General features: G+C 69.8%; 10 protein-coding genes and 1 pseudogene. 4 read left to right on the top strand and 7 right to left on the bottom strand.

Features of this window, described 5'->3' with window-relative positions; all coding sequences use genetic code 11:
- Positions 1-159 precede the first annotated feature (159 nt).
- The 3 genes from ACIA6C_RS22715 to ACIA6C_RS22705 are packed head-to-tail and all read left to right on the top strand — an operon-like array spanning position 160 to position 3,980.
- Positions 160-1,026 (top strand): phytanoyl-CoA dioxygenase family protein, encoded by an 867-nt coding sequence (locus ACIA6C_RS22715; protein WP_399278359.1) that lies wholly within the window; start codon positions 160-162, stop codon positions 1,024-1,026.
- Positions 1,027-1,074: 48 nt separating this feature from the next.
- Entirely contained in the window at positions 1,075-3,285 is a 2,211-nt protein-coding gene (locus ACIA6C_RS22710) for a SpoIIE family protein phosphatase (RefSeq protein WP_399278357.1), read from the top strand.
- 50 nt (positions 3,286-3,335) lie between these two features.
- Entirely contained in the window at positions 3,336-3,980 is a 645-nt protein-coding gene (locus ACIA6C_RS22705; protein ID WP_399278355.1) for a TetR/AcrR family transcriptional regulator, read from the top strand.
- Between the two features lie 71 nt (positions 3,981-4,051).
- On the opposite strand, the gene ACIA6C_RS22700 is transcribed toward ACIA6C_RS22705, so the two are convergent.
- A complete protein-coding gene (locus tag ACIA6C_RS22700) occupies positions 4,052-7,267 on the bottom strand; it encodes a bifunctional cytochrome P450/NADPH--P450 reductase (RefSeq protein ID WP_399278353.1) in 3,216 nt (1,071 codons plus the stop codon).
- Positions 7,268-7,520: 253 nt separating this feature from the next.
- Here ACIA6C_RS22700 and ACIA6C_RS22695 point away from each other — a divergent pair, with 253 nt between their 5' ends.
- The gene (locus ACIA6C_RS22695; RefSeq protein ID WP_399278351.1) at positions 7,521-8,582 is read left to right on the top strand and encodes a zinc-binding dehydrogenase; all 1,062 of its coding nucleotides are present in this window, start codon (positions 7,521-7,523) and stop codon (positions 8,580-8,582) included.
- Between the two features lie 62 nt (positions 8,583-8,644).
- On the opposite strand, the pseudogene ACIA6C_RS22690 reads toward ACIA6C_RS22695, so the two are convergent.
- From ACIA6C_RS22690 to ACIA6C_RS22665, 6 genes and pseudogenes are all read right to left on the bottom strand, one after another.
- Positions 8,645-8,863 (bottom strand): annotated as a pseudogene (locus ACIA6C_RS22690) (DUF1345 domain-containing protein); the annotation flags it as partial.
- A 277-nt stretch (positions 8,864-9,140) separates the two neighbouring features.
- A complete protein-coding gene (locus ACIA6C_RS22685; RefSeq protein ID WP_399278704.1) occupies positions 9,141-10,229 on the bottom strand; it encodes a serine hydrolase domain-containing protein in 1,089 nt (362 codons plus the stop codon).
- A 124-nt stretch (positions 10,230-10,353) separates the two neighbouring features.
- The gene (locus tag ACIA6C_RS22680) at positions 10,354-10,755 is read right to left on the bottom strand and encodes a nuclear transport factor 2 family protein (RefSeq protein ID WP_366080297.1); all 402 of its coding nucleotides are present in this window, start codon (positions 10,753-10,755) and stop codon (positions 10,354-10,356) included.
- A 137-nt stretch (positions 10,756-10,892) separates the two neighbouring features.
- On the bottom strand, positions 10,893-11,240 hold the full coding sequence (locus ACIA6C_RS22675; RefSeq protein WP_399278348.1) for a hypothetical protein: 348 nt from the start codon (positions 11,238-11,240) through the stop codon (positions 10,893-10,895).
- 15 nt (positions 11,241-11,255) lie between these two features.
- On the bottom strand, positions 11,256-12,992 hold the full coding sequence (ctaD, locus tag ACIA6C_RS22670) for a cytochrome c oxidase subunit I (protein ID WP_399278346.1): 1,737 nt from the start codon (positions 12,990-12,992) through the stop codon (positions 11,256-11,258).
- Positions 12,993-13,146: 154 nt separating this feature from the next.
- Positions 13,147-14,277 (bottom strand): site-2 protease family protein, encoded by a 1,131-nt coding sequence (locus tag ACIA6C_RS22665; protein WP_399278344.1) that lies wholly within the window; start codon positions 14,275-14,277, stop codon positions 13,147-13,149.
- Between the last annotated feature and the right edge of the window lie 35 nt (positions 14,278-14,312).

Below are 14,312 nucleotides of genomic sequence, written 5' to 3'. Positions count from 1 at the left end.
AGTGAGACGACCACCACGTGAACAACGAGGAAGCGCCATGGCCATCGGACCCACCTGACCGTCGCGAGGACGACGCGCGGGAGTCCCCAGACGACGAAATGCCCGGCGGTTGCTCGAGCGGTCGATCAACCGTGACCCAGATCGAGGGAGAGGACACACATGACCACACAGGAGAAGGCCCAGGCCCTGACGTCCGTAGCGAGCGACACGTCGGCGGAGGAGATCCTTAAGATCGTGACCCGTGACGGTGGCGTCATCATCAAGGGCTTCCTGACGGGCGAGCAGATCGCCCGCTTCAACGCCGAGATCGAGCAGCCGCTGCAGGCGCTCAAGCCGGGGTCGACCCACGAGAACGACATCGTGGCCGCGTTCCACGGCAGCAACACCAAACGCCTCACGAACCTGGTGACGCACAGCGCCACGTTCCGCAGCGAGGTCATCGACCATCCCCTGGTCCACGAGATCAGCGACCTGGTCTTCCTCCAGGAGTCGGGCACGTACTGGATGACCACCGCACAGGTGATCGAGATCGGCCCCGGCAACAAGGCGCAGATGCTCCACCGTGACCTGGAGAACTGGTTCCCGTTTATCGGCATGGGGCCCGGCGGCCCGGAGATCACCATCAACTTCCTGGTCGCCCTGACCGACTTCACGGAGGTGAACGGCGCCACCCGCGTCATCCCCGGAAGCAACCACTGGAGCGACTTCGAGGACCGCGGGACCTCCGAGCAGACGATCCCCGCCGTCATGAACGCCGGAGACGTCCTTCTCATCAGCGGCAAGACCGCGCACGGCGGCGGGGCGAACCGGACCGGCGACGAGTACCGGCGAGGTCTCGCCTTCACGTTCAACGCGGGCTTCCTCACCGGCGAGGAGGCGTACCCCTTCCTGGTCGACAGGGAGCTCGCCAGGACGCTCTCGCCGCGTGTCCAGCGCATGCTCGGCTTCCGCTCCCAGTACCCCACGGGCTCTCCCGGCCTGTGGCAGGTCGACTACGCCGATCTGGGCGACCACCTCGGCCTCTGAGGTCCGGACCGGTCCGAGGTTGCCGCAGCTGTCCGAGGAGCGCACGCCATGCCTTTCCCGTACATTCGCACTATGGGAACCGATGTCGATGCGTTCCTTGGTCAGCTGGCCCGCCACCTCAGACCACGGGTGGAGAAGCTGTCCGGACTGCTGCTCCAACGCCTGAACGGCGAACTCCCCGAGCTGTGGGAAGACGCGGACATCGCGGCTCTGACCCTGGACGAGACGGCTCAGCACGTCACCGTCCTTCTGGATCTCCTGGAGACCCATTCCGGCGCGAGCGCGTCGAAGGCCCCTCCGGCAGCCCTGGACATCGCCCGCCTCTATGCCCGGCGGGGGATCCCGGTGAGCCGGCTCCTGCGCGCCTACCGGCTCGGCCACCTCGGCCTCCTCGAACAGGTGCAGGCCGAGGCCGCCCGTCGCACCGGCGACTGGCACATGATCCACCTGGCCTCCACGAGGCTGGTGACACTCGGTTTCGACTACGTGGACCGTTCCTCGGAGGAGGTCGTCGCCGCGTACCAGGAGGAACGCGACCGTATGTTGCAGGGTCGGTTCGCCCTCACCGACAGGGCGAGCAAGCTCGTCGGGACCACGCTCGACATCAGCCGCACCGCAGAGGAGTTGACGGAGGTCTGTACCGAGGACTTCGCCGACCTCGTCACCGTCGACCTTTTCGACGCCGTTCTCGACGAGACGGGTACTGGTTCGCCAGAGGCTCTGGCGCAGCGCCGCGTCGCCCAGCGCTCCGTCCTCGACGGCTGTCCGGAGTCCCCGCTCCGCGTCGGTGAGAGCCACGCCTACCCCGACGACTCGGAACCGGTTCACGCACTGGCCACCGGACGATCCGTCCTGCACCACATCGCGGGGACCGAGATGCCCACGTGGGTGGCACCGTCCGCGTCTCACGGCCGAGTACTGCGCGACCTAGGCGTCCACTCCGTACTCCTCGTCCCCCTGCACGCCCGTGGGGACACCCTGGGCCTGGTGCAGTTCGTACGCCATCGCACCTCGGTCCCCTTCGACGATGACGACCTCCTGCTGGCCCAGGAGATCGTCTCCAGAGCGGCGGTGTCCATCGACAACGCCCGCAGGTACACCCATGAGCGTTCCACCGCGCTCGCCCTCCAGCGGACCCTGCTGCCGCGGCACCCGGTGAAACAGGCGGCCGTCGAGACGGCTTCGCGTTACCTGCCCGCCGGGTCCCGCGCGGGTGTGGGCGGCGACTGGTACGACGTCATTCCCTTGTCTGGGGCCCGCGTCGCGCTGGTCGTCGGTGACGTGGTCGGTCGTGGGCTGCACGCCGCCGCCGCCATGGGCCGGCTCCGCACGGCCGTCCGCGCCTTCGCCGACATCGACCTCATGCCCGATGAACTCCTCACCCATCTGGACGACGTGGTCATCCGGATGCAGCGCGAGGAGTCGCCGGCCGAGGGCGAGACCAGCGCCACCTGCCTGTACGCGATCTACGACCCCGTCTCCCGCCGGTGCTCCCTCGCCAGTGCCGGCCATGTCCCGCCGACCGTGGTGGCTCCCTCGGCCACAGGCGAGGCCACCCGGACCTCCAGGGTGGTCGAGACGTCCGAGGTGCCGATCGGACCGCCCCTTGGCCTGGGCGGACTCCCTTTCGAGACGATCGAGTTCGAGCTGCCGGAGGACAGCCTGCTGGTCCTGCACACCGATGGGCTGATCGCGGGCCGCATGCGTGACGTGGACCTCGGACTCGCCACGCTGCGCGATGTCCTCACCTCGGCGCCGGACTCGCTGGAGGAGACCTGCGACCTGCTCCTGGCCGCACTGCTGCCCAGCCGCCCCGCCGATGACGTCGCTCTGCTCGTCGCCCGGACCCGTGCCCTCGACCCGGACCACGTCGCCACGATGGACCTCCCGTCCGATCCGGCAGCCGTCTCCGGGGCCCGCCGCTTCGCCTCCGACGTCCTGACGGCCTGGGATCTGGAAGATCTTTCCTTCACCACGGAGCTGGTCGTCAGCGAACTGGTGACGAACGCGATCCGCTACGGCAAGACTCCCATCCAGTTGCGGCTGATCCTCCAGGCGACGCTCACCTGCGAGGTCTCCGACGCCAGCAGCACCGCCCCGCATCTGCGCCGGGCCCGGATCTTCGACGAAGGCGGCCGCGGCCTGCTCCTGGTGGCCCAGTGCGCCGAACGCTGGGGTACACGACACGGCCGCGAGGGAAAGGTCATCTGGGCCGAGCAGGCTCTCCCCGCCAACGGCGCGTACATCGCGGGAACGTGACGCTGGTCTGGGCCGACTTGTTCGATCGACTAAGTCGATACACTGCACTCATGGCTCATGTTTCCGCGGCGGAGCGCCGCCCCCAGTTGATCAAGGCGGCCATCGACCTCATGACCCGGGAGGGCGTCGCCGCGGGGAGCACCCGCGCCATCGCCGCGGAGCTCGGTGTCGCGCAGGCCACCGTCCACTACACCTTCGGTACGAAGGAGGACCTGTACCGAGCGGTCATGGACCAGATCACCGACGAGCTGGTCGCGCAGGTGCAGCGGGCGGCGCCGGAGGACGCGGGCTTCGAGGAGACCTTCAGCGCCCTGGCGGGTGCCCTGTGGGGCACCGTGCGCGAGCCGTCGTCGCACCATCAGTTGCTCGGCGAGCTGACCATGTTCGCCCTGCGGGTGCCCGGCCTCAACGAAGCCCGGCAGAGCCACTACCGGCGCGTCATAGAGGTGACCGCGCAGGTGATCACGGAGACGGCGGAGAGGACGGGGCAGGAATTGGCCGAGTCGCCGGAGACGGTTTCCCGGTTCTTCCTCTCCGGCTTCGACGGACTCACCATGCAGGTCCTCCAGTGCCTGCCGGACGAGGCCACCGAGCGGACGGGGCTCAGGGCGCTTGTGGGCGCAACCGTGGCCCTGGCCACGGGGAACCTCGACCTGCCTGACGTACCGATGGCCCCTGACGTACCGATGGTCTGACGCGACGCGAAAACGGTGGAGGGCGCACCTTCCCAGGTGCGCCCACCACCGTTTCTGCCTCCTCGTGAGAATCAGCCGGCCCAGACGTCCTCGACGTAGCGTCCGGACCCTACGAGCGCGGCGAGCCAGGCCACGGCCTGCTCGTCGCTCGCGCCGGTCCGCTCGCGGTGGATCGCCATGAACGCTTCCCGTACGGCGGGGGCCATGCGGCGGCCGTCGCCGCAGACGTAGACGCGGCCTCCGGCTTCCAGGACCGACCACACCTCCTCGCTCTCACGGGCGATGCGATCCTGGACGAAGCGGGCACCGTTCTCGGGCGCGTGCATGAAGGTGGGGCGCATACTGACGGCCCCGGCGGCCTCGGCCGCCTCGAACTCCTCCCGGTGCAGGAAGTCCACGTCGGGGTGGTCGCAGCCGAAGTAGCAGAGCAGGGTGCCGGTCGAGCCGGTGTGGTGACGGTCGAGGACCGCGCCGCGGAAGGGCGCGAGGCCGGTGCCGGCACTGACCAGGATCACCGGTACGGAGGTGTCCTCGGGGAGGCGGAAGGACTCGCTGCACGGCAGGACCCGGGCCTGGATCACGTCACCCGCGTTCACGGTCTGCAGGAAGTGCGAGGCGATTCCCCGGAAGGTGCCCTCCCCCGACCGGTGGGGCGCGGCGAGCAGCGACACCATCAGATCGGCCTCGCCGGGCCGGGCCGTGGCGGACGACGAGATCGAGTAGTGCCGGGGACGCAGGACCGGCAGCAGCTCCAGGAAGCGCTCGAAAGGCAGTTCACACGCCGGGTAGCGCTCCAGGAGGTCCAGGACGCTGAGCCCCGCGACGGTCACCTGCTCCCGGAAGTTCTCCGGATCGGTGGTGGCGAAGGCGGTGAGCGGCTGCTTCTCGGGCGGGCAGGCGGTGTGCTCGGCGAGCACGGCGACCTGCTCCTGGGTGGCCGTGTCCTGGAGCTCGACGAAGTCGGTGAGCAGGCGGCGCAGGGTCAGCGGCCGGTCGACGGGCAGGGCGCCCCAGCTCCGGCGGCGGGCGCGCAGCCGGACGGTGCGGTCCAGGTCGAGGCCGAAGCGGTCGGCGACGCGCTGGACGAGGGCCTCGGGGTTGCCGGGCAGGACGGCCAGGTGGTCGGCGGTGCGGTAAGTGACGCCCTCGGGCAGCCGGAGCCGCAGGAACCGCTTGGAACGGCCCAGTTCGTGGTCGGTGTCGACCAGTTCGTACGCTTCGAGGACCTCCATCGGCTGGACGCCATGGCGTTCGGCGAGACCGCCGAGGACCGACTCCGAGGTGTCCTCCAGTTCGTACAGCCCTTCCCTATCGACCTCCGGTGCCGGGCCGGCCGCTTCACCGGCGATCGCCTCGCCGTACTCGTCCAGGAGCGTCTTCCACAGGTCTTCCGTCCACTGGTCGACCACTCCGCCGAAGTCACCGGAGGCGTCGGCGCTGCCGCGCTCCAGGAGCGGGACGGCGCCGGCGGCGGCCAGGCGCTCGTCGATCAGGGTGGGGATCCGCTGGTAGGTGGCCGCCCAGTTGCGGTCACCGACACCGAGGACGGCGTACCGCAGCCCGGTGAGCGAGCCGGGGGCGAGGTTCTCGAGCGAGGCGACGAATTCGGCGGCGTCGTCCGTGGGGCGGCCGTTGTAGGAAGCGGCGACGATGACGACGGGGCCCTTGGAGCCGGCCAGCCTCTCCGCGTACTGGTTGAGGGCGGCGACGGTCGGGGCGAAGCCGTGCTCCTCGCCGTCCGTGCCGAGGTCGCGGGCGATGCCGGCGCAGGTGCCGAGATTGGAGCCGTGCAGCAGCGTCAGCGCGGTGCCGCTCGCCCGGCGCGTCACGGCCGTGGTCCGGCCCGCGACGGAGTCCGCCGCCGTCGCGGCGGGCAGGCGCCGTTCGTCGCCGGTGCGGCGGGCGAGCCGCAGGCTGAATCCGTCGGGCTTGATGGTCAGCGTCGACTTGATCTTCAGCTGGTAGTCGGTGTGGTCGATCAGGCGATAGCGGTGCACCAGCAGGCCGAGCAGCAAAGTGGCCTCGTGCAGCGCGAACTGACGTCCGATGCAGGCCCGTTCACCGCTGCCGAACGGCTTGAAGGCGTGGACCGAGCGGGCCGCCTCCCGCTCCGGGGTGAAGCGCTCGGGATCGAACAGCTCGACGTTCTCCCCCCAGGCGGCGTCGCGGTGAAGGGCCGAGGTGATCACCATCAGCGACTCGCCCTTGCGTACGGGGTACTTGTCGCCGATGACGGTGTCCTCGATCGGCTCGACGGCGTACGCGGGCGCCGTCGGCCACAGCCGCAGGCTCTCGTTGAGTATCTGGCGGATGTAGGTGAGCTTGCCGATGTCACCGTAGCGGGGATCCGGGGATTCGGTGTCGCCCCACAGCGCGTCCACCTCGGCCTGGGCCCGGGCGAGCACCTCGGGATGCTTGGTCAGGTAGTACAGGGCGAAGGAGAGCGCGCTGCTGGTGGTCTCGTGGCCGGCGATGAGGAAGGTGATCACCTGGTGCCGGATGTTGACGTCGTCCAGCGGCTCGCCCGTGACTGGATCCTTCGTGTGCAGCATCAGCCCCATCAGGTCGTCCGTGCTGGTGTCACCGGAAACGCGGCGCTCCCTGATCACGTCGTCCACGAGGTCCGTCATCAGGTCGATGTCCGCACGGAACTGCTCGACCTTCTTCCTCTTGAAAATCTCGGAGCCCGGGATGGACTCGCCCTTCTCCTGTGCGAAGACGAGGGCCCGGGCCATCGCCTCGACGAACGGATGCAGGTCGTCGCGGCGGAAGGACTCGAAGTCGTAGCCGAAGCCGCACAGGCCGATGGTGTCGAAGGTCAGCCGGGTCATCTCGTCGGGCACGTCCACCGACTGCACCCCGGCCAGCCGGTCCCACTTGCCGATCAGCGAGCGGGCGACCTGGAGCATCGGGTCGTGGTAGCTGCGCATCGCGCCCAGTGAGAACGCGGGCATCAGGACGTCGTGGGCCTTGCGCCAGTTCGGCTCGTGGTTGTAGGCGGTGAACAGACCGTCTCCGGCCAGGGCCCGGACCTCGACCAGGTCGGTGTGGACGTGCTTGTGGAAGCGGGTCTCGTCCGACAGTTCGGTCACGAGGTCCAGGCCGCCGACCATGACGGTGTCCCTCCCGAAGAGCCGCAGCCGGTACACGGGCCCGAATTCCCTGAACTCCTTCAGCAGGTAGGCCAGGAAGTCCGCGCCCGCGGGAACGTTGAACGCGTGGCCTACGAGGGGCAGCGGGGGGCGCTCGGGGATCGCCCGCGCCGCGCCTACGGACACCTGAGTCATGAGCGTGCCTTTCGTTGCACTCCAGCAGTCGCCAACCAATTTACATACGACTTTGTCGAATGAACATGTCGATTGACTGTATTAAAGGACACAGTCAATCGACGGAACTCGACACACCTCGCGAACGTCCGCCGGAAGCGGCTTGACAGACGACCTCGTCAATAGACACGGTTGTCCGACATGGTCAGTCGACCACGTCGAGCGCATGAGCTGTGTGCGCGCTTCTCCCCACCGAGCACATCGAGGATTCCGCATGAACACCATGCTGGCCGGGCGGCTGCGCCTGGACACCCGTACCTTCGCCGTCGAAGAGGTCCCCATCCCCGTCCCCGGCCCGGGCGAGGTCCTCGTCGAGGTGCGGGCCGCGGGCGTCTGCCTGTCGGACGTCCACCTGATCGACGGCAGCCTGAGCCCCTTCTTCCCCACCGACGCGGTCACCGAGGCGGGCGCCGTCACCCTCGGGCACGAGGTCGCCGGCGTCGTCCACACCCTCGGACCGGACACGAAGGGCGACTGGACGCCCGGGCAGCGGGTGGTCCTCCAGGCTGGCGAGGCGTGCGGCGACTGCGCCGGCTGCCTGCGCCGCATGCTGTGCCACCGCCCCCTCACCCGCGGCCTGGACTATGACGGCGGCTGGGCGCAGTACACGATCGCCCGCGAGGGCACCCTGCTCCCCATCCCGGACGACCTGCCCTTCGACCAGGCGGCGATCATCCCCGACGCGGTCTCCACCCCGTACGCCGCGATCGTGGGCACCGGCGCGGTCCGCCCCGCCCAGTCCGTCGGCATCTGGGGCGCGGGCGGCCTCGGCGCCCACGCCGTCCGGCTGGCCCGGATGGTCGGCGCGGCCCCGATCTTCGCGATCGACCCGCTGCCATCGGCCCGCGAGAGGGCCCTGCTCTTCGGCGCGGACTTCGCCCTCGACCCGCTCGCGCCGGACTTCGCGGAGGCGGTGCGGGAGGCGACGGCCGGGCGCGGCCTCGACGTCGCCTTCGACTTCGCCGGCGTGGGCGCCGCCCGCGCCCAGGCCGCGTCAACCCTCGGCGCGTTCGGCTCGCTCGTCCTCGCCGGACTCATCCCGGAGCCGGTCACGATCGACGACAGCATCCGATTCTGCTTCAACGTCAACCAGGTCCGCGGCCACTACGGCTCCGAGCCCGAGCACGTCGAGCAGCTCGTCGGCCTGGCCTCGGCCGGACGCATCGACCTGGCCCCCTCCATCACGGCCCACGTCCCGCTGGCCGAGGCCGCGGACGCCGTCGCCCGCCTGGAGAACAAGATCGGCGACCCGATCCGCCTGGTGCTCACCCCCTGAGAGGGAGGGGCGGTGGCCGGCTCGCCGCGCCCGGCACGGGCGTTCCGCCACCGCCCCCTCCGTCAGGCACCCGGCTCGCCGTCCAGCGCCGCGACCATGCCGGCCACGATCACCGTGTTGAAGACGAACGCGATGGTCGCGTCGGCCGCCACCGTCCAGCGCATCTCCCGCGCCATCACCGTGACGTCCGTCGTACCGAACGCCGTCATGACCGACAGGGCGAAGTACACGTAGTCGGCCCAGGCCGCCGTCCCCCCACCGGGGAAGTCCAGAGCCGCCTCGACTGGTGCACCCATCAGCAACCCCAGGGGCTGATGCTGACTGTTTGCTGACCAAAGCCCCGTCACCACGCCGCTGACCTGCGCAAACGTCCAGATGTCAGATGTGGGACTTGAACATGGTACGAAACATGAGGAAGCTCCCGAAATGTCTGCTCCCTGCCTGCTTACCGCAGGTCAAGGGCGTTCTCCGGAGCCTACAACGGCCCGTCCGCGAACGCACCGGGCGAGGGGACGGCCTGGATGGCCGCTCCACCGTAGACGGGGCCGCGTTTGACCGTCATCTGGACCAGATGTCCATCAATTGACCGGCAGCGCGAAAATTGTCGGGTGAATCCGCGTTGCACGCGACGGTCACGGCCGTGTTGCGGTCCGGGCTCACCTTGAAGGTGCTGTGGAATCCCTCCCAGTCGCCGCGGTGCACCAGGCCCTTGTCGGGCAGGAGGAGGATCCCGGCGCCGTACCGCCCCTTCTCGACGCCGCGCTGACGCAGGACGTCGCCCACGTCCACCGCTCCCCGCGTGACCGCGGTGAGCAGTGCCGTTCCGCCGATGCGACCGGTGCGGTAGTTGTCGGCCCAGCGGACGAGTTCCCCGGGAGTCGTTTGCACGGACCCGTCCCCGTACTGCTTCCAGGGGGAGGAATCGAGCGTGAAGGCACCGTCCTTCTCTTCGTACGACTTCGCCTTGCCGGGGACGTCGACCGCCGGGGACAGGGTCATGCGCAGGCGCAGCGGGGTGAAGAACTCCTGCTGGAGGAAGGCCGGGAACGGCTTGCCGGTGACCTTCTCGACGACCTGCGCCAGCAGGACGTAGTTGGAGTTGGAGTAGGAGAAGCGCTTGCCCGGCGGACCTTCCGGCCGTGACGCGAGGATCGCCTCGATCGCTTCCTTCTGGCCCGCCGGATCCGTCAGTTCGACGCCCTTCGCCTCCAGCAGGTCCTGGTAGTCGGGAATGCCGCTGGTGTGACGCATCAGGTCGCCCAGGGTGACGTCCCGCGTCCAGGCGGGCGGGTCGTCGAGGAAGTCGGACAGGGGGTCGTCCAGGGCGAGTTGGTGCCGTCCGGCGAGCAGGAGGAGGGCGTCCGCGGTGAACTGCTTGGAGTTGGAGGCCATGTCGAAGACCGTCTTCGAGGTGATCGCGCGCCCGGTCGACAGATCGGCCTTCCCCCTCCCCGCCTCCCACACGACGCTTCCCCGTGTGCCGACGGCTGCCGCACACCCGGGGCCGTCGCGAGAAGGCACCAGTTCCCGGAGGACCTCCGCGCTGCGCTTCTCGCGGTCGTCACCGCTCGCGTGGGCCTGCGGGCCGGCCGCAGCGCCGAGTACGATCGCGGCCACGGCGCCCCCGGCGGTGCACACCGACAGCATCCGCTTCACGGACACCACCTTCTCTCCTGCCCGGCGAATCGACGCTAGCAGGCGGTCCGTCGACCCGCACACGGGCGGCCGGCGGCCGCGCCGACCAGCACCGGCGGCGCGGCCGACTCGCAGGTCAGGAGTGGTCGTGCCAGGAGAGGGCGGCTATGCGCCAGCCCTCGGGGGTGCGGACGAACTGGAGGGTCTTGGTGCCGGAGCCCTCGAAGGGCGCACCGTCCAGGATCCCGGACTTGCGGTAGTCACCGAAGCGCGAGGCGATGTCGCCCCGGATCTCGGTGCGTTCGGAGGTCTCCCACTCCGTGAAGTCGACCAGCCGGCCCTCGGCCAGCAGCCGTCGGCGCGGCTCGATGAATTCCTCCACCGTGTAGACCGTGAAGTCCGGGCCCGTCTTGACGATGACGCCGCCGGGGAGGAACAGCCGGCGGAGCCTGTCCACGTCGGCGGCCTTGCCGTCCCGGTTGTCGAAGGCGCCGAAGAAGTCGGCGGTCAGGGCGTCGAGTTCGGGCTTGTGCGACATGGCTTGCTCCCCGGTCGGATCGCCGGCCGCCTTCCGCGGGCCGGGCGCCGGCCCATTGTCCACGGCCCCGGACCCTGTCCGTGCGGTCTCCCGGGCCGGACCCGCCCCAGGGCCTGTCGACAAAGTCCCCCCTGGCCCTAGCGCAGCAGGATCAGCAGGCCGAGGAGCAGGGCCGGCAGCACCGGGAACGCCGCCACGACCGTGGCCGCCAGGCGTCGGCGGAGCAGTCTGTAGCGGTGCTCGTACGCGGTCGCGAGTTCCTCGCCGCGGGCCACGACGGCCGCCAGCATCTGCCGCTTGAGGCGCAGGTGGTGCTCGGCGAAGAGGCCCGCGACCTCTTGCCGTTCCCCCGGGCCGAGCCAGGTCAGGCGGCCCGCGAAGGCCTGCGCCTCGCTGTGGGCCTCGTGGAGGGCCGCCTGGCTGATCAGGTAGCCCTCCAGGCGCGCGAGGCCGGCCGCGGCCTCCCTCCGGGCGTTGTCGTCCATCGTCGCCGCGTCCCGCTACCCGGCCGTCGGCCCGGCGGAGTCGTCGCGCGGCGGGGAGACGGCCTTGTCCTGGTCGACCACGTCGCGCTGTCCCTCGTTCTCGATGCGCTCCAGTTCCGAGACCTCGAAGTGGTGCAGGTCGAACGCGGGCGATTCGGAGCGTACGCGCGGCAGCGTGACGAAGTTGTGGCGCGGCGGCGGGCAGGAGGTGGCCCATTCCAGGGAACGGCCGTACCCCCAGGGGTCGTCGACGGTGACGCGCGGCGCGTATTTCGCGGTCTTCCACAGGTTGTAGAGGAAGGGGAGGGTCGAGCCGCCGAGCAGGAACGCGCCGATGGAGGAGACGGTGTTCAAGGTGGTGAACCCGTCGGCGGCGAGGTAGTCGGCGTAGCGCCGCGGCATGCCTTCGGCGCCCAGCCAGTGCTGGACGAGGAAGGTGAGGTGGAAGCCGATGAACAGCGTCCAGAAGTGGATCTTTCCGAGGCGTTCGTCGAGCATCGTGCCGGTCATCTTCGGCCACCAGAAGTAGAAGCCGGCGAACGTCGCGAAGACGACCGTGCCGAAGACCACGTAGTGGAAGTGGGCGACGACGAAGTACGAGTCGGTGACGTGGAAGTCCATCGGCGGCGAGGCCAGGATGATGCCGGTCAGCCCGCCGAAGAGGAAGGTCACCAGGAAGCCGATGGACCACAGCATCGGCGTCTCGAAGGAGAGGGACCCCTTCCACATGGTGCCGATCCAGTTGAAGAACTTCACTCCTGTCGGGACGGCGATCAGGAACGTCATGAAGGAGAAGAAGGGCAGCAGCACGGCTTGTGTGGCGAACATGTGGTGCGCCCACACCGTCACCGACAGCCCCGCGATCGCGATGGTCGCCCCGACCAGGCCGAGGTAGCCGAACACCGGCTTGCGGGAGAAGACGGGGAGGATCTCGGTGATGATCCCGAAGAAGGGGAGGGCGATGATGTAGACCTCGGGGTGCCCGAAGAACCAGAACAGGTGCTGCCACAGGATCGGGCCGCCGTTGGACGGGTCGAAGACGTGCGCGCCGAACTTCCGGTCCGCCTCCAGCACCAGCAGCGCCGCCGCCAGGACCGGGAAGGCGAACAGGACCAGCACCGAGGTCAGCAGGATGTTCCAGGTGAAGATCGGCATCCGGAACATCGTCATCCCGGGCGAGCGCATGCAGATGATCGTGGTGACGAAGTTGACGGCGCCGAGGATCGTCCCGAATCCCGACATGGCCAGCCCCATGATCCACATGTCGCCGCCGATGAACGGGGTCCGCTGCACGCTGCTGAGCGGCGTGTAGGCGGTCCAGCCGAAGTCGGCGCTGCCCTGGGGGGTGAGCAGGCTCGCCACGACGATGATGCCGCCGAACAGGAACAGCCAGAACGAGAGCATGTTCAGCCGCGGGAACGCCACGTCAGGCGCCCCGATCTGCAAGGGCATGATCGCGTTGGCGAACCCGGCGAACGTCGGCGTCGCGAAGAACAGCAGCATGATCGTGCCGTGCAGCGTGAAGATCTGGTTGTACTGCTCGTTGGAGACGATCTGCATCCCCGGCCGGGCCAGCTCCGCCCTCAGCAGGAGGGCGAGCACGCCACCGATGACGAAGAAGACGAACGAGGCGATCAGGTAGAGGTGCCCGATCTTCTTGTGGTCCGTCGTCGACAGCCAGGCCACCACGACCTGTCCCACGGTTCTCCCCCGCGTGGGAACGGGCGCGATCGGCTCGGTGACAGTGGTCATGCGGATCCCCTGGACATCCTCGGACGGCGACGGGTGCGTCTTTCGCGGGCGGAGGGCCCGGGCCGCCCGCACACGTCGTTCCTGTCTACTGCCACGGCCGGGCGGACGCCCGACGGCGTGCGCGCGCGTACGGGTGAAGGTGGCGCCGCGGGCCTCAGCCCCGCTTCTCGCCGCCGAGCAGGTTGTGACGCATCAGGCGGGTGATGTCCTTCGCGGTGACGATGCCCACGAGCCGGTCCCCGTCGACCACGAGGAGGCGGGTACCGGCGGCGGTGCTGAGCCGGTCGAGGGCCTCGGTCAGGAGCTCGTCGGAGGAGGCGACCGCACACCGCGACAGCGGGACGGCCACGTCACGCACCTGGGTGGTGTCCCGCAGGGGGCCCTGGACGGCGCCCAGCCCGCGCAGTTCCACGATGCCGCTGGGGCGGCCGTCGAAGTCGAGCAGCGGCACGGCGGAGTGGCGGGACGGCAGGGCCACCTCGTCGATGAAGCGCCGTACGGTCAGCCAGTCGGCGCCGGTGGCGACCGGGCTGCTCATGGCGTCGGCGACGCGGACGCCCTGCAGGGCCGTGCCGATGACCGCGCGCTGGCGTTCCGCGCCGGCGACCACCATGACGAACAGGCCGGTGAAGACCAGCCACAGCCCGCCCGAGGACCCGCGCAGCAGGGTGACCCAGCCGGCGCCCATCAGCAGGACTCCGAGCACCTGGCCGCTGCGGGACGCCGCGCGGTCGGCGCGGTCACGGTCCCCGGTGCGCCACCACAGCAGGGCCTGGACGACGCGGCCGCCGTCCAGCGGAGCCGCGGGCAGCAGGTTGAACACCCCGAGGGCCAGGTTCACCCAGCCGAGCCAGCCGAGGACCGCCCCGGGCACGGCCCAGCCCGGCAGGGTGTTCAGCCCGATGCCTGCTCCGAGGGCCGCGCCGCCGATGACCAGGCTGGTCAGCGGCCCGCTCACGGCGACCGCGAAGGCCGCCGCCGCGCTCTGGGGGCGGCCCATACGGGTCATTCCGCCCAGGGCCCACAGCGTCACGTCCTGTACGGAGATCTTCTTGCGGCGGGCCATCGCGGCGTGCGCCGCCTCGTGCAACAGCAGGCTCGCCATCAGCAGCAGGGCACCGACGGCACTGGCCAGGGTGTACACGGCGTTCGAATACCCCGGCGTCCAGAGGGGAAGGGTCTGGCGGCCGAGGCCGTACGCGAGGAAGACCGCCAGCAGCGGCACGCTCCAGTGCATGCGCAGCGGTACGCCGACCACGCGTCCCACGGGGACCGAGCCGTTCATGGCCTCTCCAGCCGGCCCGGTCCGCCGGTCCACCC

The sequence above is a fragment of the Streptomyces sp. NPDC051578 genome (assembly GCF_044454045.1).
Taxonomy (GTDB): Bacteria; Actinomycetota; Actinomycetes; order Streptomycetales; family Streptomycetaceae; genus Streptomyces.
Note: the sequence above shows the minus strand (reverse complement) of the source record. Positions and strands in the feature narration are given on the sequence as shown.

Excerpts from the sequence above, each read along its gene's own strand:
- ACIA6C_RS22715 (WP_399278359.1), top strand. The coding sequence starts at position 160 with ATGACCACACAGGAGAAGGCCCAGGCCCTGACGTCCGTAGCGAGCGAC.
- ACIA6C_RS22710 (WP_399278357.1), top strand. The coding sequence starts at position 1,075 with ATGCCTTTCCCGTACATTCGCACTATGGGAACCGATGTCGATGCGTTC.
- ACIA6C_RS22705 (WP_399278355.1), top strand. The coding sequence starts at position 3,336 with ATGGCTCATGTTTCCGCGGCGGAGCGCCGCCCCCAGTTGATCAAGGCG.
- ACIA6C_RS22700 (WP_399278353.1), bottom strand. The coding sequence starts at position 7,267 with ATGACTCAGGTGTCCGTAGGCGCGGCGCGGGCGATCCCCGAGCGCCCC.
- ACIA6C_RS22695 (WP_399278351.1), top strand. The coding sequence starts at position 7,521 with ATGAACACCATGCTGGCCGGGCGGCTGCGCCTGGACACCCGTACCTTC.
- ACIA6C_RS22685 (WP_399278704.1), bottom strand. The coding sequence starts at position 10,229 with ATGCTGTCGGTGTGCACCGCCGGGGGCGCCGTGGCCGCGATCGTACTC.
- ACIA6C_RS22680 (WP_366080297.1), bottom strand. The coding sequence starts at position 10,755 with ATGTCGCACAAGCCCGAACTCGACGCCCTGACCGCCGACTTCTTCGGC.
- ACIA6C_RS22675 (WP_399278348.1), bottom strand. The coding sequence starts at position 11,240 with ATGGACGACAACGCCCGGAGGGAGGCCGCGGCCGGCCTCGCGCGCCTG.
- ctaD (WP_399278346.1), bottom strand. The coding sequence starts at position 12,992 with ATGACCACTGTCACCGAGCCGATCGCGCCCGTTCCCACGCGGGGGAGA.
- ACIA6C_RS22665 (WP_399278344.1), bottom strand. The coding sequence starts at position 14,277 with ATGAACGGCTCGGTCCCCGTGGGACGCGTGGTCGGCGTACCGCTGCGC.